Annotated in this window: 14 protein-coding genes and 1 pseudogene; 8 read left to right on the plus strand and 7 right to left on the minus strand. The window is 72.0% G+C overall.

The window, feature by feature from the left end:
• Positions 1 to 57: 57 nt before the first annotated feature.
• Positions 58 to 951 carry a hypothetical protein gene (locus OG746_RS34700; protein ID WP_266721987.1) on the plus strand — a complete coding sequence of 298 codons (894 nt, stop codon included), beginning with the start codon at positions 58 to 60 and terminating at the stop codon, positions 949 to 951.
• A 36-nt stretch (positions 952 to 987) separates the two neighbouring features.
• The gene (locus OG746_RS34705) at positions 988 to 5,625 is read left to right on the plus strand and encodes a coiled-coil domain-containing protein (protein WP_266721989.1); all 4,638 of its coding nucleotides are present in this window, start codon (positions 988 to 990) and stop codon (positions 5,623 to 5,625) included.
• 25 nt (positions 5,626 to 5,650) lie between these two features.
• On the opposite strand, the gene OG746_RS34710 is transcribed toward OG746_RS34705, so the two are convergent.
• On the minus strand, positions 5,651 to 6,127 hold the full coding sequence (locus OG746_RS34710; protein ID WP_266721991.1) for a hypothetical protein: 477 nt from the start codon (positions 6,125 to 6,127) through the stop codon (positions 5,651 to 5,653).
• 365 nt (positions 6,128 to 6,492) lie between these two features.
• On the opposite strand from OG746_RS34710, the gene OG746_RS34715 reads away from it, so the two are divergent.
• The 5 genes and pseudogenes from OG746_RS34715 (at position 6,493) to OG746_RS34735 (ending at position 14,482) form a co-directional block, all read left to right on the plus strand.
• On the plus strand, positions 6,493 to 9,339 hold the full coding sequence (locus OG746_RS34715; protein WP_266721993.1) for a nitrate- and nitrite sensing domain-containing protein: 2,847 nt from the start codon (positions 6,493 to 6,495) through the stop codon (positions 9,337 to 9,339).
• On the plus strand, positions 9,336 to 9,773 hold the full coding sequence (locus OG746_RS34720; protein WP_266721995.1) for a roadblock/LC7 domain-containing protein: 438 nt from the start codon (positions 9,336 to 9,338) through the stop codon (positions 9,771 to 9,773). The genes OG746_RS34715 and OG746_RS34720 overlap by 4 nt, the downstream gene beginning before the upstream one ends.
• A gap of 9 nt (positions 9,774 to 9,782) precedes the next feature.
• Positions 9,783 to 10,178 carry a DUF742 domain-containing protein gene (locus tag OG746_RS34725; protein WP_266721997.1) on the plus strand — a complete coding sequence of 132 codons (396 nt, stop codon included), beginning with the start codon at positions 9,783 to 9,785 and terminating at the stop codon, positions 10,176 to 10,178.
• Positions 10,179 to 10,232: 54 nt separating this feature from the next.
• A pseudogene (locus tag OG746_RS34730) lies at positions 10,233 to 13,899 on the plus strand (hydantoinase B/oxoprolinase family protein).
• The gene (locus tag OG746_RS34735) at positions 13,880 to 14,482 is read left to right on the plus strand and encodes a GTP-binding protein (protein WP_266722001.1); all 603 of its coding nucleotides are present in this window, start codon (positions 13,880 to 13,882) and stop codon (positions 14,480 to 14,482) included. The pseudogene OG746_RS34730 and the gene OG746_RS34735 overlap by 20 nt, the downstream one beginning before the upstream one ends.
• 100 nt (positions 14,483 to 14,582) lie before the next feature.
• On the opposite strand, the gene glpK is transcribed toward OG746_RS34735, so the two are convergent.
• The 6 genes from glpK to OG746_RS34765 all read right to left on the minus strand — a co-directional run bounded on the left by glpK (position 14,583) and on the right by OG746_RS34765 (position 21,603).
• Positions 14,583 to 16,106 (minus strand): glycerol kinase GlpK, encoded by a 1,524-nt coding sequence (gene glpK, locus OG746_RS34740; protein ID WP_266722004.1) that lies wholly within the window; start codon positions 16,104 to 16,106, stop codon positions 14,583 to 14,585.
• A gap of 60 nt (positions 16,107 to 16,166) precedes the next feature.
• A complete protein-coding gene (locus tag OG746_RS34745; protein WP_266722006.1) occupies positions 16,167 to 16,910 on the minus strand; it encodes an MIP/aquaporin family protein in 744 nt (247 codons plus the stop codon).
• 315 nt (positions 16,911 to 17,225) lie between these two features.
• On the minus strand, positions 17,226 to 18,875 hold the full coding sequence (locus tag OG746_RS34750) for a GGDEF domain-containing protein (protein ID WP_266722008.1): 1,650 nt from the start codon (positions 18,873 to 18,875) through the stop codon (positions 17,226 to 17,228).
• A gap of 96 nt (positions 18,876 to 18,971) precedes the next feature.
• Positions 18,972 to 20,162: a lipid-transfer protein gene (locus OG746_RS34755; protein ID WP_266725620.1), complete on the minus strand. Its 1,191-nt coding sequence runs from the start codon at positions 20,160 to 20,162 to the stop codon at positions 18,972 to 18,974.
• Positions 20,159 to 20,617, minus strand: a complete 459-nt coding sequence (locus tag OG746_RS34760) for a Zn-ribbon domain-containing OB-fold protein (protein WP_266722010.1) — start codon at positions 20,615 to 20,617, stop codon at positions 20,159 to 20,161. Before OG746_RS34760 ends, OG746_RS34755 begins: the two co-directional genes overlap by 4 nt.
• 176 nt (positions 20,618 to 20,793) lie before the next feature.
• Positions 20,794 to 21,603, minus strand: a complete 810-nt coding sequence (locus OG746_RS34765) for a M15 family metallopeptidase (protein ID WP_266722012.1) — start codon at positions 21,601 to 21,603, stop codon at positions 20,794 to 20,796.
• Between the two features lie 71 nt (positions 21,604 to 21,674).
• Between OG746_RS34765 and OG746_RS34770 the strand changes: the two genes are divergently transcribed.
• Positions 21,675 to 22,211 (plus strand): NUDIX domain-containing protein, encoded by a 537-nt coding sequence (locus OG746_RS34770; protein ID WP_266722014.1) that lies wholly within the window; start codon positions 21,675 to 21,677, stop codon positions 22,209 to 22,211.
• The last annotated feature ends 11 nt before the right edge of the window (positions 22,212 to 22,222 follow it).

Below are 22,222 nucleotides of genomic sequence, written 5' to 3' on the forward strand. Positions count from 1 at the left end.
CGTGAACCACGTAGCGCGCATGAACTTCTACGCAGCACCCATGAAGGAGCACCACCCGTGACCGAGTACGCCGAAGAGCACGCCGAATGGGGCGAGCCCGACGCTTCGGGCTCGGCCAGGGCCCAGGCGCCCGTCACCCCGGCCGACGCCGCCGACGCGGCGCGTCTGGTCTCCTTCGGCCTCCAGCCGAAGCTCCAGCCCTCCCGTGATCAGGAGTACGGGGAGCTGCTGCGCCGCTATCGCGAGGACCCGCCCTTCGCCCGGCTCGCCGACGCCGTGGCCACCGGGCTCGGCCTCGTCGTCCTGGAGGTGTCCCCGCGCGCGGGGATGGCCGTGACCGCCGCCGAGGACTCCGTGTTCGCGGTTCGCATGGGCGACTACGCGCGCCGGACGACCGCGGACTCCACCGACCGCTTCCTGCACGGCCTCGCCCATCTCGCGGTCGCCGCGCTCGCCTTCCCGCGCCCCGAGGACCTCGCCGACGACGGCTACATCGGCCGCGTGAGTGTCAACGGCGTGGACGCCTTCGTCCGGCAGGCCTGCCGCAAGCTGGAGGAGCGGGCCGAGGAGACCGGCGAGAACACCGACCCGGCGACCGAGGCCCCCGGGCTCGAAGCCGCCTGGCGGATCTGGGCGCGGCGCAGCTCCACGGGCGCCACCAAGGACACGCGCCGCCTCGCCAGTTCGACCACCGGCATCGTCGGCAAGGCCGTCGCCTTCCTCACCGACTCCGGCTTCCTGCAGAGAACCGGCGACGACTCGGGCGGCACGTACCGCACCACCGCCCGCTACCAGCTCCAGGTCCGCGACATGGCCGGCACGGCCGCCATGGCCGAACTTCTCGAGCTGGGCGTCGTTCCCGTCACCGACGGGTCCGCGAGCCTGGTGCCGCCGATGGACGAGGACGCGACCGGGCTCGCCGCCGACGCGGGCCTGCCGTTCCACTCCTGACCTTCTGAACTTCCGTACCTACCACGAGAGTCCGCCATGTACGAGCTGTCCCGGATTCGCCTCTACTCCATCGGGCCCGCCGGTGCACGCTACGCCGACACCGTGCTTGACCTGCGGGGCGTTGGCGAGCCCGTGCCCGACCCCGCACCCACCCAGGCGGAGTTCTTCGAGGACGAGCCCGTCGGTCCGCCGCGCCGCCCCGCGCCGGCCGGTGTGCTCTTCCTGGAGAACGGCGGCGGCAAGTCGGTCCTGCTCAAGCTGATCTTCTCGGTCATGCTGCCCGGCCACCGGAACACGCTGGGCGGCGCCAGCTCCGGTGTGCTGCGCAAGTTCCTCCTCGCCGACGACTGCGGACACGTCGCCCTGGAGTGGCAGCACACGCTCACCGGCGAGTGCGTCGTCGTCGGCAAGGTCAGCGAGTGGCGGGGGCGGCAGGTCTCCAACGACCCGCGGAAGTTCGCCGAGGCCTGGTACTCGTTCCGGCCGGGCCCCGGTCTGAGCCTCGACTCGCTGCCGGTCGCCGAGGCCAGCGCCGTACGTCCCGCCGCCGAGGGCGCCTCGGGCGCGCAGGGGCGGCGCCGCACCATGAAGGGCTTCCGGGACGCGCTGACGGAGGCGGGCAAGGCGTACCCGCACCTGGAGGTGCACTGGGAGGAGATCCACGACCGGTGGAACGAGCACCTCGGTGACCTGGGCCTCGACCCCGAACTCTTCCGCTACCAGCGGGAGATGAACGCGGACGAGGGCGAGGCCGCGGGCCTCTTCGCCGTCAAGAAGGACTCCGACTTCACCGACCTGCTGCTGCGCGCCGTCACTGACACGCGGGACACGGACGGCCTCGCCGACCTGGTGAGCGGGTTCGGGAACAAGCTGGGACGGCGTTCCGAGCTGATGGCCGAGCGCGAATTCACCGCTGGCTCCGTCGATCTGCTCACCCGCATCGTGGAGGCCGCCGACACGCGGGCACGCGCGCGGGACATCCACACCGCCTCCGAGCGCCGCACGCGCACGCTCGCCCGTCGCCTGTCCGCCCGCGCCGCCGTCGAGCGCGGCCGCACCGGGGAGTTGGCCCAGCAGGTCACCGCGGCCTCGGGCACGGTCGCCGAAGCGGAGTCGGCGCGCGAGCGCAGCTCCCTGATCGCGGCCGAACTGGCCTACCGCCACGCCTCCTTGGCGCTCGCCGGGGCCGAGAAGGCCGCCGCCGCGCAGAAGCGCGAGCTGGCCGACGCGCGGGGCCTCCACTCCGCCTGGCAGGCCGCCGAGGCCGTCCTGCGCCACCGCGCCGCCGCGGACCGCTCCGCGCGCGTGGCCGTCGCCATCCGCGAGGCCGAGCGGGACGCCGCTCCCGCGCTCGCGGCCCGCGCGAAGGCCGCGTCCGAACTCGTCCGGGCGCTGCACGGCGCCGCCGAGCAGGCCGAAACGCACGCGAACGTGGAGGAGGAGCGCTCCGCCGTCCTCCAGGAGGCGGGCGAGACCGCGCACCGCGACGCGACGGCCGCGGCCACCGAGGCCCAGCGTGCCCGCAGTGAACTCGGGCACCTGCGCCAGCGGTTGACCGAGGTCGAGCAGGAGACCACCGAGGCCGTGCGCGCCGGGTGGATCGACGACAGCGCGCCCGACGCCGACCCGGCCCGTGCCGCGCTCGCCGCGGCCGACGCGGAGAAGACCACTGTCGCCGCGTGGGACACCGCGCGCGAGGCCGCCCGCCGGGCTTCCGAGCACGCGCGCGAGGCCGGTGCCGTCGAGTCGCGCGCCGAGCTGACGGCGGCCCGCGCCGCCGACGCCGCGAGCGCCGCGGAGCAGGCCCACCAGGCGGAGGAGCGGGCGGCCGCCTCCCTCGCGGGGGAGGAGCGGCTGGCCGAACTGCTCGGTGTGGGCGGGCGGTCCGACGACAGCGGGGCCGAAGGACAGGACGCGTCCGGGGGCCGGGACGGCGAGGCATTCGGAACTTCCGAGGGCACCCTCACCGCCGAGGACCTGGACCGCGCCGCCGACGACCTGAAGGCGCTGCTCGACGACACCGTGACCACCGCCGAGCGGCAGTTGTTCGAGCTCCGTACGGCCGCCGCCGACGACTCCCGGATCCTGGGCGCCCTGGGCGACGGCGGCCTGCTCCCGCCTGGCCCCGACGTGCTGGCCACCGTGGAGTTCCTCGGTGAACACGGCATCCCGGCCCTGCCGGGCTGGCGCTACCTTGCCCAGTCCGTCGACCCGACCGACCACGCGCGCGTGCTCGCCGCCCGGCCCGAGCTGGTCGACGGCGTCGTGATCACCGATGCGGCGGCCCATGGACGGGCCCGGGAGGCGCTCGCCGGCGCGGCCCTGCTGCCCCGCTCCGCCGTCGCCGTCGGCACCGCCGCCGCGCTGCTCGCCCCGACCCCGTCCGAGGACGCGTCCTCCTCCAGGGACGCGGCCGTCTTCCTCGTCCCGCCGAACCCGGCCATGCACGACGAGCACGCCGCCGACGAGGAGCGGCAGGCGCTGCGCGAGCGCGCGGCCCGGCGCGACGAGGACATCAGGGCGCGCGCCGGGCGCCTCGCCAAGGACCGAGAGCTGGCGGCGCGCCTCACTTCCTGGCGCTCCGGCTGCCCCACGGGCCGCCTCGCCGAACTCGCCGCCGCGGCAGGTGAGGCCCGTACGTTCGCCGAGGAGTCAGAGGCCGAGCTCGCCGAGGCCCGCACCCTGCGCGCCGAGGCCGACGAGTCCGCGGCCGAGGCGACCCGCGTGCGCGACGAGCGACAGGAGGCGGCGCAGAAGGCCCGCCGCGCCGCCGACGCGCTCGCCGGACTCGCGTTCCGCCTGCGCGAGCGCGCGGGCTGGCAGGCCAAGGTCCGCGAACTCGCCGACGAGGCCGTCGAGTCGGAGGCCCGCGCCCAGTCCTGCCTGGAGCACGCGCGTTCGGCCGACGAGGACCGCCGGGCCGCCCAGCGCTCCGCGGACGATGCCCGCCGCACCGCCCGCACGCTGCGCGCCGAGCGCGCCGAGATCGCCGGCGCCCCCGACGACGTACCGGAGGGAGAGGCGCCCCAGGCGTCGCTGCCCGCACTGCGCGAGGCGTACCGGGCCGCGTCCCAGGTCTACGAGAAGGTGGGCGTCGGCGCCGATCTGCGGGCCGAGCAGGCCCGAGCCGAGTCCGACGAGTCCGCGGCGCTCACCGAGCTGGACCGCCTCAGCAACAAGGTGCGCACCCGCGCCGCCACCCTGCTGGAAACCTCCGAAGGCGCCGACGGCCCCTCCCGGCAGGCCGCCGCCTCCCGCGCCGAGGAACTCGTCCAGCTGCTGGAGACCCGCGCCTCCACCGCGAGCGAGCAGCTCGGCCGGCTGCGCGGCGAGGCCGAGCGGCACGCGCCCGAGGACGGCGACGCGCACACGGAGCTGCCCGAGGACCTCGTCCCGTCCGACACCGAGCACGCGCAGTCCCTGCTGCGCACGGCCACCACCGAACTCGCCGTCCGCACCGACGCGTTGAGCAGCGCCCGCGCCGCCCACGCCGAGCTGCTCGACGCGCACCGTGCCGCCGAGGACGGGGCCGGGGGCTTCGACGAGACCGCGGCGCTCCTGCGCGACCTGCTGCGGGACCACGCGGACCCGGCCGAGGAGCAGGACGAGCCGGAGCCCTACCCCGGCTCCCTGGAGGAGGCCCGCCAGGCGGCGGCCGAGACCCGGCGCTCGCTGCGCGGCTGCGCCGCCGACCTGTCCGCGGCCGAGGCGGCGGTCCGAGAGGCGAGCGACATCCTCGTACGGCACGCGAACTCGACGCGGTACGAGCAGGTGCGCACGCCCGCCCGCCAGCAGATCCGCGAACTGCCCGCGTCCGCGCTCCCCGAGCACGCGCAGAAGTGGGCCGACGCGTTCGCGCCCCGACTGCGCGTCCTCACCGACGAGTTGGCCCAGCTGGAGCGCAACCGCGACTCGATCGTGGACCGGCTGCGCGGCCTCGTGGAGTCCTCGCTCGCCACGCTCCGCTCCGCCCAGCGCCTGTCGCGGCTGCCGGAGGGGCTCGGCGAGTGGTCCGGACAGGAGTTCCTGCGGATCCGCTTCGAGGAGCCCGACCAGGCCACGCTGATCGAGCGGCTCGGCGAGGTCATCGACGAGGCGACCAGCGCGGCCGTGAAGAAGAACTCCGACCTGCGCCGCGACGGCATGTCGCTGCTGCTGCGCGGCGTCGGCGCGGCACTCCAGCCCAAGGGCATCGCCGTCGAGATCCTGAAGCCGGACGCGGTGCTGCGCGCCGAGCGCGTCCCCGTCGGACAGATGGGCGACGTCTTCTCCGGCGGTCAGCTGCTCACCGCGGCCATCGCCCTGTACTGCACGATGGCCGCGCTGCGCTCCAACGACCGGGGCCGCGACAAGCACCGCCACGCGGGCACGCTGTTCCTCGACAACCCGATCGGCCGCGCCAACGCCACGTATCTGCTCGAACTGCAGCGTGCGGTGTCCGACGCGCTCGGCGTGCAACTCCTGTACACCACCGGCCTGTTCGACACGACGGCGCTCGCCGAGTTCCCCCTGGTGATCCGGATGCGCAATGACGCGGACCTTCGGGCCGGTCTGAAGTACATCAGCGTGGAGGAGCACCTGCGTCCGGGCCTGCCGCAGCAGGACCCCGAAGGCGAGACGGTGCACGGCGAGATCACGGCCACGCGGATGTACAAGCGACCTGCTGAAGCCTGACGCCCGACCGCGCGGCGGGGGCGGCTCAGGAGTGGGTCAGCTGCCCGGCCCCGCCGCGCCTGCGTATGTTGACCGAGTCGGGCCGCGCGACGCCGCGCCGCGACCTCGCGGCACGGCGGGCCTGGCGTCGCTCCTTGCGCAACTGCCGGGCCGTGCTGGCCGGGACCGAGATGACGCCGTGCCGCTGGTTCCACACCTGGCGCGTCACCCAGACGTCCAGGACGCCCCACGTCGCCACCACCGTGCTCCCCACGCTGCTGAGCACCATGGGGAAGGCCAGCCAGGAGTCGGTCAGCGTGCAGAGCACGGCGATCATGGCCTGGATCAGGGTGAGCGCGACTATGAGGACGGCCCGCACCGCGGACGTCCGTACGGGATCGGGCATCCGGCGTCGACGCGCCGGCTCCTCGACCCACAGTCCGTTCTGCTCCGCCGTGCCCATCGCCACGTCACTCCCCACCGCTCGTGGGCCCTCAACGACCCTCAAGCCGATGCCCCGCATCGGCACTGCACAGTGACTGCCCGAATTGCTGTGCTTTACGCCGTCGAGTTGCCCCTCCCTCAATGAAGACGAACGGCGGGCCGGGGAGATTCCCGGTTCGGCGAACTCGCCTGTTCCGGGGGTGCGGTGCGCAGGATTCCGGCCAACTCTCCGACAGGACGGACCGATTGTGATCGTTGCCGAGGTGGGTCCAGAGCGGAGTTAATCTCCCGCAATGCCGGACAACTCATGATGTCGGCACCACAGTTCACTCGGACATCATCCGGACAGGCCTTCGAGTTGCTCCTGTCTCAGTAGTAGGCTCGCGCCGTTTGTTGACGCACATGTGTGCCCCTGAAGGCAGAGGGGTCGATCTGGGGGAGGCCATGCGCTTTCGCGGGAAGTCCATCCGCCGGAAGATCGTGGCGTTGTTGCTGGTGCCGTTGCTGTCCCTGACGGCCATCTGGGCCTTCGCCACGGTGATCACGGGGCGCGCCGCCGTCCAGCTGATATCCGCGGGCCAGGCGATCGACTCGGTCGCCTACCCGCTGGTCGCCACGAGCCGTACGTTGCAGGCGGAACGCCGCCAGACGCTCGTCTATCTCGCCGACCCCCGTGCCTCCGACGCCCAGTCGGCGCTGCGGGCCAAGCGGACCGCGGCCGACGAATCGATCACCCGGATCAAGGAGAAGGCGCGCGACGGCGACATCCGCGTCGGCCTGGACGGCGACGCCCGGGTCTCCCTCGACACCGCCGTCGAGGGACTGGAAGGGATCGCTTCGCTTCGTCGGAACGTCGACGAAGGCACCGTGACCCGCGCCCAGGCCCTCGAGTTCTACAACCGCCTCGTCGCGCCGACGTACGACTTCCTGCTCGACCTCACGGCCCTCGACAACGCGAAGGTCGAACGCCAGGCGCGCGCCCTCGTCGGCGTACTCAAGGCACGCGAACTCCTGTCCCAGGAGGACGCGCTGGTCGGCTCCGGGCTCGTCGCCCGCCGGTTCACCCAGCAGGAACTGCGGCAGGTCTCCGACCTCGTCGCCCAGCGTTCCCTCCTCTACGAGAGCAATCTCGCGCTCCTGCCCGACTCCGAGCGCTCCCGCTATCAGCGGTACTGGAAGAGCCCGGACACCAACCCGCTGCGCACCGCTGAGGAAGCGGTCGTGAACGGCTCCCCCGGCACACCGAAGGGCGCCACCGCACGGAGCTGGGACAGGGCCTCGCAGCCCGTGCTCGACGAACTCGTCGACCGGGACACCGGCGCGACCGAGCGCTACCAGGACCGCGCCCGCCCGGAGGCCATCGACGTCCTGCTGCGGGCAGGCATCGCCGGAGTGCTCGGTCTACTCGCCCTCCTCGTCTCCCTGTACCTCTCCGTACGCATCGGCCGCGGGCTCGTCCGCGACCTGCGCCGGCTCCGTCTTGAGGCGCACGAGGCCTCCGGTGTGCGGCTCCCCGGTGTGATGCGCCGCCTCGCCGCGGGGGACGAGGTCGACGTGGAGACCGAGGCGCCGCGTTTCGAATACGGCAGGGACGAGATCGGCCAGGTCGGCCAGGCGCTCAACACCCTGCAGCGATCCGCCGTCGAAGCAGCCGTCAAGCAGTCCGAGCTGCGCCGCGGCGTCTCCGAGGTGTTCGTCAACCTCGCCCGGCGCAGCCAGGTCCTGCTGCACAAGCAGCTGACCCTGCTCGACACCATGGAGCGCAGGACCGAGGACACAGACGAGCTCGCCGACCTGTTCCGCCTCGACCACCTCACCACCCGGATGCGCCGCCACGCGGAGGGACTGGTAATCCTCTCCGGCGCCGCCCCGTCCCGGCAGTGGCGCAGACCCGTCCAGCTCATGGACATCGTGCGGGCCGCCGTCGCCGAGGTGGAGGACTACGAGCGCATCGAGGTACGGCGGCTGCCGCGGATCGCCGTGACGGGACCGGCCGTCGCCGACCTCACCCACCTCGTGGCCGAACTCCTGGAGAACGCCACGGTGTTCTCGCCCCCGCACACCGCCGTGCAGGTGGTCGGCGAGCGCGTCGCGAACGGCTTCACCCTGGAGATCCACGACCGCGGCCTCGGCATGGCCCCCGACGCGCTGCTCGACGCCAACCTGCGCCTCGCCGAGACACCGGAGTTCGAACTCTCCGACACCGACCGGCTCGGCCTGTTCGTGGTCAGCCGCCTCGCCCAGCGGCAGCACATCCGCGTCTCCCTCCAGCCGTCGCCCTACGGCGGCACCACCGCGGTGGTCTTCATCCCGGACTCCCTGCTCACGGACGCCCCCGACACCGAGGGCGCCGGCTTCCGTCTCGACCGGCCCAACGCGCTGCGCCGCACGGCCCCTTCGGTGACCCAAGCAAAGCCGGGCGGCGTGGCCGGGCTGCCCGGTCTGCCGGCCTCCGTGCTCAACGGGCCGGTCGAGCTGGAGGCTCCGCTGACGACCTCCGACATGACCCAGTTCCCTGGAGCCCTGGGCGACGAGGACAGCGAGCGCGGCGGTCTGTTCCGCCCCCGCCGCGCCGTGGCCGGGCCTCCCGGTGAACAGCACCAGCAGGCCGAGGACGACGGCGCCGGGACCGACGGCACGAACACCTCCCGCCACACGGGCGGCCCGCGCCGCTCCGGGGACCACAACGCGCAGGACCCGGCAGCCGGGCCCGAGGGGCCGCTGCCGCTTCCGCGCCGGCGCGTGCCCAAGCTCGTCAGCTCGCACGGCAGGCCCGTGACCCACAGCAGGCCCGGCGCGGACGACCGCATCGCGTCAGAACCGGGCGAGCGGCACGACTGGGGCAACGGCAACGGCAACGGCAACGGCAACGCCAACGCCAACGCCAACGCCAACGGCGACGGACAGCAGGACACCCCGGTCGGCCTCCCCAGGCGCCGCACCCGTGCGGTGGAGGAGACCGAGGCCCCGCGCGAGACCCCCGAGCCCGCACCGGACGCCCAGCAGCCCGGCACGCCAAGCACCACTTCCGGCGGGCTGCCCCGCCGCGTCCGACAGGCCAACCTGGCCCCGCAGTTGAAGGACGGCCCGGACCTGCGCGGCGACAGCGCGGCACCGGCCGAAGACAGGACTCCCTCCGCACAGCCCACCGACCGGGACGCCGACGAGGTGCGCAGCCGTATGGCCTCGCTCCAACGCGGCTGGCGGCGTGGACGCGCGGAGAACACCGCGGGCGATGAGCGCGCCGACGGTACAGCACGAGGAACGAAATCTGAGGGGGACGGTCGATGACCGCGCCGAAGGCCAATGCGGGGACCACCAACGGGGTTGTCGGCGAGCTGAACTGGCTCCTGGACGACCTGGTCGAGCGCGTCGCCGGTATCCGCAAGGCGATGGTGCTCTCCGGCGACGGGCTGCCGACGGGCGTCTCCGAGGGGCTCAGCCGCGAGGACAGCGAACACCTCGCCGCCGTGGCATCCGGATTCCACAGCCTCGCCAAGGGGGTGGGCCGGCACTTCGAAGCAGGCAGTGTCCGGCAGACGGTCGTCGAACTCGACGAGGCCTTCCTGTTCGTCACCGCGGCGGGGGACGGCAGCTGCCTCGCGGTGCTGTCCGACGCGGACTCCGACGTCGGCCTCGTCGCCTACGAGATGACCCTGCTGGTCAAGCGCGTCGGAGTGCATCTGGGGACGGCCAGGCGCACAGACCTGCCCGCCGGAGGGTAGTGGGTTGGCATGAGACCAGACGGTCAGGAGACGCATCACTGGTTCGACGACGACGCGGGCCCCGTCGTGCGCCCGTACGCCATGACGCGCGGCCGCACCAGCAGCGCGACCCAGCACCGGCTCGACCTGATCGCGGTCGTCGTCGCCGAACGGCATCAAGGCGACGCGTCGACCGACCAGACGCTGTCGCCGGAACACGTCGACATCGTCGGGCTCTGCCAGGACGCCCCGCAGTCCGTGGCCGAACTGGCCGCGGAGCTCGATCTTCCGGTAGGGGTGGTGCGCGTCCTCATCGGGGATCTCGTCGACGACGAACTGGTCCACGTGACGCGGCCGGTTCCACCGGCCGAGCTGCCCGACGCGGGTATTCTCCGCGACGTGATCGACGGCCTCAGAGCGCTCTGATCCGTCAGCGGAGCATGCGGGGCACAGGAACGGGGCGGACGGCGGGAGACACACGTGGCAGGCTGGCAGTTCTGGATCGACCGAGGCGGCACCTTCACGGATGTCGTGGCCCGGCGGCCCGACGGTCGCCTGCTCACGCACAAGCTGCTCTCCGACCATCCGGCGCGCTACCGGGACCCGGCCGTCTTCGCGATCCGCGAACTCCTCGGTGAGGGCGCGGAGCCGGCGCCCGGCGGCGGGCCCGGCGACCTCGTCGACTCCGTCCGCATGGGCACCACGGTCGCCACCAACGCCCTCCTGGAGCGCCGCGGTGAGCCGACCGCCCTCGTCATCACGCGCGGCTTCCGCGACGCCCTGCGGATCGCCTACCAGAACCGGCCCCGCATCTTCGCCCGCCGCATCGAGCTGCCCGAACTGCTCCATGAGCGCGTCATCGAGGTCGACGAACGGGTGGACGCCCAGGGCGAGGTGCTCACCCCGCTCGACCTGGGCTCCCTCGAGGTCTCGCTGCGCCGGGTCTACGAAGACGGCATTCGGGCGGTGGCCGTCGTCTGCCTGCACAGCCACCTCCACCCGGATCACGAGCGCGAGATCGGCGCCCTCGCCGAGCGCATCGGCTTCCCGCAGATCTCGCTGTCCAGCGAGGTCAGCCCGCTCATGAAGGTGGTGCCCCGGGGCGACACGGCCGTCGTCGACGCCTACCTGTCGCCCGTCCTGCGCCGCTACGTGCGCCAGGTCGCCGAGCAACTCCCCGACGTGCGGCTGATGTTCATGCAGTCCAACGGAGGGCTCGCCGAGGCCGGGCAGTTCCGCGGCAAGGACGCCATCCTGTCCGGGCCCGCAGGCGGCATCGTGGGCATGGCCCGGATGTCGGGGCGCGCGGGCTTCGACCGCGTCATCGGCTTCGACATGGGCGGCACTTCCACGGACGTCTCGCACTTCGCGGGCGAGTACGAGCGGGTCCTCACCACGCAGATCGCCGGAGTGCGGCTGCGCGCGCCCATGCTCGACATCCACACCGTCGCGGCGGGCGGCGGCTCCGTGCTGCACTTCGACGGCAGCCGCTACCGGGTCGGACCCGACTCGGCCGGCGCGGTGCCGGGACCGGCCTGCTACCGGGGCGGCGGCCCGCTCACGGTCACCGATGCCAACGTCACCCTCGGACGCGTCCAACCCGCGTACTTTCCCCGCGTGTTCGGGCCCGAGGGAGACCAGCCGCTCGACGACGACCTCGTACGCGAGCGTTTCGCCGCCCTCGCCACCGAGATCCGCGAAAGGACCGGTGACGCGCGCACCCCCGAGCAGGTGGCCGAGGGCTACCTCCAGGTCGCCGTGGCCAACATCGCCAACGCCGTGAAGCGCATCTCGGTGCAGAAGGGCCACGACGTCACCCGCTACGCCCTCACCACCTTCGGTGGTGCCGGTGGGCAGCACGCGTGCAAGGTCGCCGCCGAACTCGGCATCCGGACGGTCCTCGTACCGCCCATGGCAGGCGTCCTCTCGGCGCTCGGCATCGGGCTCGCCGACACCACCGCCATGCGGGAACAGTCCGTCGAGGCCACCGTGGACGACTCCTCGATGCCGCACATTCTCAAGACCGCAGACGACCTGGAGAGCGCCGCACGCGAGGAACTGCGCGCCGAGGACGTCCCGGAGCAGCGCATTCGGATCGTGCGCAGGGCCCAGCTCCGCTATGACGGCACGGACACCGCGCTCACCGTGGAACTCACCGAACCCGACGCCATGACCCGCGCCTTCGAAGAACGTCATCGCGCTCACTACTCCTTCACCCTGGACCGACCGCTCGTCGTCGAGTCACTCTCCGTAGAAGCCACTGGCCTGACCGATCCCCCCGATCTCTCGCACCTCGCACCCCGCACCACCGCGCCGACCACCGCCACGACCGTCCGCCTGCACACCGGCGGAACCTGGCGCGACGTACCCCTCCACCACCGGGACCAACTCCCGCCCGGCGAGCCCGTCCAGGGGCCGGCGATCATCGCCGAGGACGGCTCGACGACCGTCGTCGACGACGGATGGCAGGCGGCCCTCGCGGACGACGGCCACCTGATCATGCAACGGGCGGCGATTACAGAGAGTTCCGATCTCGGCACGGAAATCGATCCGGTTCGGCTCGAGGTCTTCAACAACCTCTTCATGTCGATCGCGGAGCAGATGGGTGCCCGACTCGAGTCGACCTCGCAGTCCGTCAACATCAAGGAACGTCTGGACTTCTCCTGCGCGCTCTTCGATCCCGACGGCAGCCTGGTCGCCAACGCTCCGCACATTCCCGTGCACTTGGGCTCGATGGGCACCAGCGTCAAGGAGGTCATCCGCCGTCGCGGCTCGACCATGCGGCCCGGCGACACCTACGCCGTCAACGACCCGTACCACGGCGGCACGCACCTGCCCGACGTCACCGTGATCACCCCGGTCTTCGACACGGACGGTGACCGGATCCTGTTCTACGTCGCCTCGCGCGGGCACCATGCGGAGATCGGCGGCATCGCCCCCGGCTCCATGCCCGCGAACAGCCGCACCATCGACGAAGAAGGCGTGCTCTTCGACAACTGGCTGCTCGTGGAGGCCGGCCGGTTCCGTGAGGAGGAGACGCTGCGCCTGCTGACCGAGGCGCCCCATCCCTCCCGCAACCCGCGGACGAACCTCGCCGACCTGCGCGCCCAGATCGCGGCCAACCAGAAGGGCGTCGACGAAGTCGCCCGCATGATCGAGAACTTCGGCCTGGACGTCGTGCTCGCCTACATGAAGCACGTACAGGACAACGCCGAGGAATCCGTGCGACGCGTCATCGACGCCCTGGAGGACGGCGAGTTCAGCTACGAGACCGACTCGGGCGCGGTCATCCGCGTGCGCGTGAGCGTGGACCGCGCACAGCGCAGCGCCACCGTCGACTTCACCGGCACCTCCGACCAGCTCCCCACGAACTTCAACGCCCCGTTCGCCGTCGTCAACGCCGCCGTCCTGTACGTCTTCCGGACACTCGTGGGCGACGACATCCCGCTCAACGACGGCTGCCTGCGCCCCCTGAACATCGTCGTGCCGCCCGGGTCCTTCCTCTCGCCCCAGCCGCCCGCCGCGGTCGTCGCGGGCAACGTGGAGACGTCGCAGGCCATCACGGGAGCCCTCTACGGGGCCCTGGGCGTACAGGCCGAGGGTTCCGGCACGATGAACAACATCACCTTCGGGAACGCGCGCCATCAGTACTACGAGACGGTGGCCTCCGGCTCCGGCGCAGGCGACGGCTTCCCCGGCGCGCCCGTCGTCCAGACCCACATGACCAACTCGCGGCTCACCGACCCCGAGGTCCTCGAGTGGCGGCTGCCCGTCCTCCTGGAGGAGTTCGCGATGCGGCGCGGCAGCGGGGGAGCGGGCCGCTGGCCGGGCGGCGACGGAGCCGTGCGACGCATCCGCTTCCGTGAGCCGATGACCGTCTCCACGCTGACCCAGCACCGCAGGGTGCCGCCCTACGGGATGGCTGGTGGCGCCCCCGGAGCGCTCGGCGCCAACTCCGTGGAGCGCGTGGACGGCACCGTCACCCGCCTCGACGGCAGCGACACGGCCGATGTGGACCCCGGCGACGTACTCGTCGTCGAAACGCCCGGAGGCGGCGGCTACGGGCCGCCCGGGGCGAGCAGCAGTACCCGAGACAGCGACACCAGCGAGGCAGGAGAGACACAGCCATGATCTTCGGGCGTTCTGAGCGCCGAAAGGCCCCCGTCGAGCCCGTGACGCTCAAGATCCTGGTGGCCGGCGGCTTCGGCGTGGGCAAGACGACGCTGGTCGGCGCGGTCAGCGAGATCAGGCCGCTGCGCACGGAGGAACTCCTGACGGAGGCGGGCCGCCCCGTGGACGACATCGAGGGAGTCGAGCGCAAGAGCACCACCACGGTGGCGATGGACTTCGGCCGCATCACGCTCCGCGACGACCTCGTGCTCTACCTCTTCGGCACACCGGGCCAGAACCGCTTCTGGTTCCTCTGGGACGAGTTGTCGACCGGGGCGCTGGGAGCGGTCGTCCTCGCGGACACCCGCCGCCTGGAGGACTGCTTCGCCGCGGTCGACTACTTCGAGCGGCGCTCCATACCGTTCATCGTCGGCGTCAACTGCTTCGACGGCGCCGCACGCCACCCGGCCGACGCGGTCCGCCAGGCGCTCGACCTCGACCCGGACGTCCCCGTGGTCCTGTGCGACGCACGCGACAAGGAGTCGGTGAAGGACGTGCTGATCGGCGTCGTCGGCCATGCCGCGGAAGCCGCCGAGCGCAGGCAGCCCGCGGCGACCTGAGCACGCACAGCGGCGGCCCGCACCCCCGCCGACCGGGGTTCGAACCGCCGCGTACGCGCGCGTGGAGGGCTGTACGTCACCACGCGCGCAGGGATATGGCCTATGCGTCGTCTCCGTCCGCGTGCCAGCCGAAGCTCTTCTCCACGGCCTTGCGCCAGTTCTGGTACTCGCGGTCCCGGACGCCCGCGTCCATCGCGGGAGTCCACTCGGCGTCCCGCTGCCAGTGCGCCTTGAGCTCGTCCAGGTCGTTCCACACGCCCGTCGCGAGCCCGGCGGCGTACGCGGCGCCCAGGCACGTCGTCTCGGAGACCTTGGGGCGCACCACGGGCACGTCGAGCACGTCCGCCTGATGCTGCATCAGGAGGTTGTTCTTCGTCATGCCGCCGTCGACCTTCAGAGTCGTGATCCGCACCCCGGAGTCCTGGTACATGGCGTCGACGACCTCACGGGTCTGCCAGCTCGTCGCCTCCAGGACGGCACGCGCCAGGTGCGCCTTGGTGACGTACCTGGTGAGGCCGGTGACGACGCCGCGCGCGTCGGAGCGCCAGTAGGGCGCGAACAGACCGGAGAACGCGGGCACGATGTAGGCACCGCCGTTGTCGTCCACGCTCGCTGCGAGCGTCTCGATCTCGTCGGCGCTCTTGATGATGCCGAGCTGGTCGCGGAACCACTGCACCAGGGCACCCGTGATCGCGATCGAGCCTTCGAGGCAGTACACGGGCGCCTCGGTGCCGATCTTGTATCCCATGGTGGTGAGCAGGCCGTTCTTCGAAGGAACCGGCCGGTTACCGGTGTTGAGCAGCAGGAAGCTGCCCGTCCCGTACGTGTTCTTCGCGGTCCCCGCGTCGTAGCAGGCCTGCCCGAAGATGGCCGCGTGCTGGTCGCCCAGGGCGGAGGCCACGGGCACACCGGCCAGCTGCCCGACCGCGGTGCCGTACACCTCGGCGGACGAACGGATCTCCGGAAGCAGTGACTCAGGGATATTCATCGCCGACAGGATCGACTGGTCCCACTGGAGGGTCTCCAGGCTCATCAGCATGGTGCGCCCGGCGTTCGTGACGTCGGTGACGTGCACGCCGCCGTCGGTGCCGCCGGTGAGATTCCAGATCAGCCAGGAGTCCATCGTGCCGAAGGCGAGCTCCCCGCGCTCGGCCCTGGCCCGCAGCCCCGGTACGTTGTCGAGCAGCCAGGCCGCCTTGGGTCCGGAGAAGTAGCTCGCCAGGGGCAGCCCGGTCGTCTCGCGGAAACGGTCCTGTCCGTCGGCGCCGCCCAGCTCGTTGCAGAGCGCCGAGGTCCGCGTGTCCTGCCAGACGATCGCGTTGTGCACGGGCTTGCCGGTCGCACGGTCCCAAAGGACCGTCGTCTCCCGCTGGTTGGTGATGCCGAGGGCGCTGAGCTGGTCCGCGCGCAGTCCCGCCTTCGCGATCGCCCCCGCGACCACGGCCTGGACCTTGGACCAGATCTCGGTGGCATCGTGCTCCACCCAGCCCGGCTTCGGGAAGATCTGACGATGTTCGCGCTGGTCGACGGCGACGATCTCGCCGTCCTGGTTGAAGATGATGCAGCGGCTCGAGGTGGTGCCCTGGTCGATGGCGGCGACGTACTTCACGGAAGCGTCGGGCATGGCTACCCCTTCGTAAGAAGACGTACGAGAGTGTTCTGCGCTTCAGAACGCTGCGTTGCTTCAGAACGCCGCGTTGTAGATGACCCCCGCCAGCGCGCCGCCGATGAGCGGCCCGACGACCGGGACGAGAGCGTAACCCCAGTCGGACGTCCCCTTGTTGGGGATGGGCAGGAAGTGGTGCACGATGCGCGGCCCCAGGTCACGGGCGGGGTTGATCGCGTAACCCGTCGGCCCGCCGAGCGACAGGCCGATGCCGACGACCAGGAGCGCCACGATCAGCACCTGGGTGCCGGACTCGCCGAGTCCCTTGGTGAGGCCGAACGCGAGAATGGGCAGGACCAGGGCGATCGTCGCGATGACCTCGGTGAGCAGGTTCGCGACCACGTTCCGGATCTCGGGGATCGTCGAGAAGATGCCGAGCGTCGGTGTCGGACCGTCCTCGGCGGAGTCCTCGTCCGAACCGACGTTGGCGTTGAACTGCGCGAGATACACCAGGTACGCGAGGACGGCGCCGAGCATCGCGCCGACCATCTGGCCGAGCAGATAGACCCAGACCTTGTCCCACTTCCCGGTGTCGACCGCGATGCCGATGGTGACCGCGGGGTTGAGGTGACCACCCGACAGCGGGGCGGCCGTGTAGGCGCCGGCCAGCACGCCGAAGCCCCAGCCGAACGCGATGACGACCCACCCGGAGGCCCTCGCCTTGGAGTGTTTCAGGGTGACGGCGGCGCAGACGCCCGCGCCGAAAAGGATCAGAATCGCGGTGCCGATGACCTCACCGATGAAGATGTCTCCGTTGCTCATGGCGGCTCCTAGGCCCTCGCCCGGGGTCAGTGCTCCCCGGTCCTCCGTGCAGGGTGCGTTTCCCATGGCTGGTTCTGAACTACGGCTGCCGTAGGCAGGGAAGTCCCGCGCCCCGCCCGGCGTCCGTGACGAGCGTGCCCGAACAGTCGGAACCACACGTGGGGGAGCGGCCCTGACCTGCCGCAACCCGGCAGGAAGGCGCACCTGGGGCAGGCAGGGCCCCGAGCAGCGGTGGGCCGATTTGCGCCGATGCCGACTGACACCCGGAAGTGTTCACCGGCCGTACTGGAGCGTCAAGGTCGTGGACGGCAACGGTTAACCGGCGGCCGACGCTCCCCTCCGGTCGCGCGCGGCAGCCGCGGCTCGCGCGCCGCGGCGCACGTCGAAACCTTCGCGCCCCGCGTGACCGCAGACCCAACTCGCCCCGGAGAGCGCCTTCGCGGCCTTCTTGAGCGGGGCGAGCAGCGCGGCGGCCCGCCGGTGGTCGGGCACGCTGCCGGGCGGGCACACCACCGTGGCCAGCGACAGCGTCACCGCCCTGCCGCCCGCCGACCAGGGAGCATCGAGCACGGCGGCCGCGAGCGGACCGAGCTGCTCCGGATCCGCCAGGACCAGGAAGTCGTCACCCCCGATGTGCCCCACCCGCACGGACTCCGACGCCGTGCGCGCGAGGGCCCGCCCCACCGCACGGATCAGCTCGTCGCCCGCCGCGAACCCCGCACCGTCGTTGACCTGCTTGAACCCGTCGATGTCCAGCCAGCTCAGGGCGAAGCCGCGGCCCTGCGCCACCCAGCGGTCCAGCTCGCCCGTCACGGAGTCCGAACCCGGCAACCGCGTCAGCGGGTTGAGCCCGGCTGCCTCCTCGACCCGGCTCTCGGCGAGCGCCCGTACGAGGTCGGTGAGGCGTACGACGCCGACGCAGCGCCCGCCGTCGTCCACCACGGCGACGTCGTCGGCGGTGCGGGCATGCTCGCCGTCCGCGACCACGTCGAGCACCTCCCAGGCGGTCGCGGTGACGCCCACCGTGCGCGGCCGGTCGCCGAGCCGCGCGGCGGGCCGGTCGGCGTACAGCGCGTGCCCATAGCGCGTCGACAACGACAGCAGGAAGCGGTCCCGCTGCACCGACCGCACCGGCACCCCGGCGGCATCGACGAGCAGCACCCCGGACACCTCGGCCGCACCGGTGAGCCGGCGTCGCACCTGCTCCGCGGACGCCGAATCGGGCAGCAGCGCCGCGGGCCGCACGAAGTCCCGTACCGGCGGCCCGGTCGGCCGCGACGAGCCGACGGCCGGGGGCAGTTCGGGCACGTACACCTCGGAGATCGGCAACCGGGCCGCCGGCGCGAACAGATTGCCCTGCGCGAGCTGCGCCCCGGCGTCCCGGGCCGCCATGCACTGGGTCTCGGTCTCCACGCCCTCGACCGCGAGCAGCGCGCCGATCTCCTCGCACAGCGTCCGCATGGCCCGCACCGTCGCCCCGCGCGACAGCAGTGAGGCGTCGAGCTTGATCAGGTCCGGCGCGAGATCGTCGAGCAGCCGCAGGGGTACGTCGCCGTCGCCCACGCCGTCGGCGCACACCCGGAAGCCCTCCTTGCGCAGCACCGCGACGCCCTCCAGGAGCGCGCGGTGCGGCACGTGCGTGAACGGCGGCCCCACATCGACGGTCACCTCCCACGGCAGGCGGCCCGCATCCCGCACCGCGCGCCGCAGCGCATCAAGACCGCCCAGGTCGGCGAGCGTGCCCGCGAACACGTTCACGTGCAGCGGCAGCAGCGTCTCCCGGCGTGCGGCGTCGCGGATCGCCAACGCGGCGAGGTCGCCGTCGAGTTCGGGATCGCGATGCGCCCGCGCGAGCACATCACCCGACTCGGGGCGGGCGAGTATCTCCAGAGCCGCGGCCGATCCCGTGGTCAGATTGACCACGGGCTGGAAGGCGAAGCGGAGGCTGTCCGGCCAGGTGTGCACGCCAGCATGATGGCGTCACACGGACACCACGAGGGCCGGTTCACACGCTGTTCACGCAGCATTCCCGCACGGCCACGCAGCGTACGCACGCGGCGGTCAGCGCACCGCCACGACCGACGAACCGTGGCCGAACAGGCCCTGGTTGGCCGTGATCCCGGCCCGGGCCCCGGCCACCTGCCGGTCACCCGCCGCGCCCCGCAACTGCCACGTCAGTTCGCAGACCTGGGCGATCGCCTGCGCCGGAACCGCCTCCCCGAAGGACGCGAGCCCACCGCTGCTGTTCACGGGTATTCGCCCTCCGGGAGCGGTCGCGCCGTCCCTGAGCAGCTTCGCGCCCTCACCCTCGCCGCACAGCCCGAGGTCCTCGTACCACTGCAACTCCAAGGCCGTGGACAGGTCGTAGACCTCCGCGAGGGACAGATCCTCGGGGCCGATCCCCGCCTCTTCGTAGGCGGCGCGGGCGATCGATGCACGGAACGTGGGGCCTTCGGACGTGACCCCGGCGGCCGAGTCCGTGGCGATGTCCGGGAGGTCGAGCACGGTGTTCGGGTACGTCGGAGTCACCGTCGACACGGCCCGTATCCGGACGGGATCCGCGGCTCCGTGCCGGCGCGCGAAGTCCATGCTGGACAGCACCAGCGCCGCACCGCCGTCCGACGTGGCGCAGATGTCGAGCAGCCGCAGCGGATCGGCGACAACGGCGGAGGCCCCGACCTCCTCGGCCGTCACCGTCTTGCGATAGCGCGCGTTCGGATTCAGCGCGCCGGAGGCGGCGTTCTTCACCTTGACCTGCGCGAAGTCCTCGAGCGTGTCCCCGTGCAGGGCCATGCGCCGGCGCGCGTACAGACCGAAGTACGTCGGGTTGGTCGCCCCAAGTGCACGGAAACGCAACCAGTCGGGGTCGTCGGGCCGGTTACCGCCGGCGGGCTTGAAGAACCCCTTGGGCGCGGCGTCGGCCCCCACCACGAGCACGACGTCCGCGAGTCCCGAAAGGATCTGCGCCCGCGCCGTGTTGACCGCCTGGGCCCCCGAAGCGCAGGCCGCGTAGACGCTGGCCACGCGCGCGCCCTGCCAGCCGAGTGCCTTCGCGAACGTCGCTCCCGCCACGTAGCCGGGATAGCCGCCGCGCACCGTGTCCGCACCGACGATCGAGCCGACGTCGCGCCAGTCGACCCCGGCGTCGGCGAGCGCGGCCCGCGCCGCTGCCACCCCGTACTCGACGAAGCTGCGCCCCCACTTCCCCCAGGGGTGCATGCCCGCGCCGAGAACCGCCACGTCTCCCGTCATGCCGCCACCCCCGTCGGCCGCCAGTGCCACGTCGTCCATGTCGTCCCGGTCTCGTCGTCCCCCTCCTCGTTGAGCACGCCCGGTACGACTTCCACCTCCATGCCGACCGCGAGATCGGCCACGGAGACGCCAGGAGCTCCCTGGCCGAGCACGACCAATCGCTCCGTCTCGAGCTCCACAGCGATCAACGCGTAGGGCTCCCAGGGAAGTTCCCGATCCGACACGTACGGTTCCGGTGGTCGGTACCTGGCGTCCGTGTACGACCAGACGCGCCCGCGCCGCGACAGAGGCAGTTCCACCAGCTCGCCGCCCGCGCAGGCGGGATTGCGGCACGCCCCGTCCTCGCGCGGAAAGAACACCGATGCACATGCGGAGCAGCGCGTGCCCAGCAGGCGGAAGTCGTCCCCCTCTCCGCTGAACCAATCGGCCACGACAGGTGTACGCGTACGCGCCACAGTTCCTCCCCGGCAATGAATCTGACGGAACGTCAGAAGTGTGCCATGGGGAGCCGAATGACGTCAGGGGTCCCGCAGAACCGCCCGCGTCCTACCGGCGTCCGTGACGGGTGAAGGCGTGACCGGTGAGGGCGCGACCGGGACCCACGGGGGTGCTTCCGGTCGCGCCCGCCACGTCACCGCCCCGTCAGCGAACGCCTGGAGATCGGGAAGTCGAAGTACGTGTCCGGGTAGAGCTCGGGCTTGTACGTGTAGTGCCACCACTCCTCGGGCAGGTTGACGAACCCCTGCGCGCCGAGCGCGTTGCGCAGCAGGTCCCGGTTGGTTCGCTGCACGCCCTGGATGCGCGGATCGTCCGTGTGGGCGAGCGTGTCGAAGCAGTCGAACCCGGTCCCCATGTCCAGCGAGTTGTCCGGGAACCGCTCGGCCTTCGGCCCGTAGCAGGGCGTGAGCCTCTCCCCGGGCACGTAGGGGCGCGTGGGCCGGGCGGGCAGCTTCACGACGGTCAGATCGAGGGTGGAGCCACGGCTGTGGCCCGACTTCTCCGCGATGTAGCCGTCCGCGAACAGGCGCGTCTTGTCGACGCGCGGGTAGAACTCCGCCTTCATCTTCTGGTCGTCGAGATCCTTCGCCCAGCGGACGAAATGGTCGACCGCGCGCTGCGGGCGGTAACAGTCGTACACCTTCAGGGAGTAGCCCCTCTTCAGGAGGCCGATCTGCGCCTTGTGGAGCGACTGCGCGGCAGGTCTCGTGAGGAGGCACATCGGCTTCTTGTAGCCGTCGACCGGCTCACCCATGAAGTCGTGCTCCGTGTAGTAGCGCATTTCCTGGATGATCGTGGGGTCCACGTCATGGAGCGCCACGAAGTCCTTGGGGGCCTTCGGGTCGGGCGTCGCATGGGCAGCCGAAGGGGCGGCGGCCACGCCGAGCAGCGCGGCGGCGGCCAGGGCGGCGAGTTTCCGCAGAGCGGTGGAGGCTCGAGTCATGGATCAGCGTCTATCAGGAGCCGGGCCCACCGGGGAAGACCGCAGCCGAGTGATCGGATACAGTCCGCGCCGTGCCCGCATCAACCCACCCCACGCTCAACCCCGTTCCGGATTCCCACTGTTCGAGCTGTGGGGCCGCCTACGGGGCAGAGGTGCACGGCTGGCCCCGCACCTGCCGGGCCTGTGACTCCGTCGCCTACCGCAACCCGCTCCCCGTGGCCATCGCCCTGCAACCGGTGTACGACACGGTGGGCACCGCCCTCGTCGCGATCACGCGCACCATCGCCCCCGCGCGCGGGGAGCCCGCCCTGCCCGGCGGCTTCATCGACGACCGGGAGGACTGGCGGCGAGCCGTCGTCCGTGAGCTCCAGGAGGAGACGGGCATCGTCGCCGCGGCCCGCGACGTACGCCTCGTGGACGCCATGAGCGCCCCGGACGGCCACCTCCTGCTCCTCGGCCTCCTGCCCGAACGTCCGGCGGGATTTCTGCCCACCAGCGCGCCCACGGACGAGACGGACGGCTGGCACCTCCTGCGCCGCCCGACCGAACTGGCGTTTCCGCTCCACACGTTGGCGGTGAAGGCCTGGTTCGAGGGCCGCTACCTGTAGGAGCCAGGTCC

This window comes from Streptomyces sp. NBC_01016 (genome assembly GCF_026341035.1).
Classification (GTDB): domain Bacteria; phylum Actinomycetota; class Actinomycetes; order Streptomycetales; family Streptomycetaceae; genus Streptomyces.

Coding starts and splice junctions, on each gene's coding strand:
- OG746_RS34705 (WP_266721989.1), top strand. CDS start 988: ATGTACGAGCTGTCCCGGATTCGCCTCTACTCCATCGGGCCCGCCGGT.
- OG746_RS34710 (WP_266721991.1), bottom strand. CDS start 6,127: ATGCGGGGCATCGGCTTGAGGGTCGTTGAGGGCCCACGAGCGGTGGGG.
- OG746_RS34715 (WP_266721993.1), top strand. CDS start 6,493: ATGCGCTTTCGCGGGAAGTCCATCCGCCGGAAGATCGTGGCGTTGTTG.
- OG746_RS34720 (WP_266721995.1), top strand. CDS start 9,336: ATGACCGCGCCGAAGGCCAATGCGGGGACCACCAACGGGGTTGTCGGC.
- OG746_RS34725 (WP_266721997.1), top strand. CDS start 9,783: ATGAGACCAGACGGTCAGGAGACGCATCACTGGTTCGACGACGACGCG.
- OG746_RS34735 (WP_266722001.1), top strand. CDS start 13,880: ATGATCTTCGGGCGTTCTGAGCGCCGAAAGGCCCCCGTCGAGCCCGTG.
- glpK (WP_266722004.1), bottom strand. CDS start 16,106: ATGCCCGACGCTTCCGTGAAGTACGTCGCCGCCATCGACCAGGGCACC.
- OG746_RS34745 (WP_266722006.1), bottom strand. CDS start 16,910: ATGAGCAACGGAGACATCTTCATCGGTGAGGTCATCGGCACCGCGATT.
- OG746_RS34755 (WP_266725620.1), bottom strand. CDS start 20,162: ATGACGGGAGACGTGGCGGTTCTCGGCGCGGGCATGCACCCCTGGGGG.
- OG746_RS34765 (WP_266722012.1), bottom strand. CDS start 21,603: ATGACTCGAGCCTCCACCGCTCTGCGGAAACTCGCCGCCCTGGCCGCC.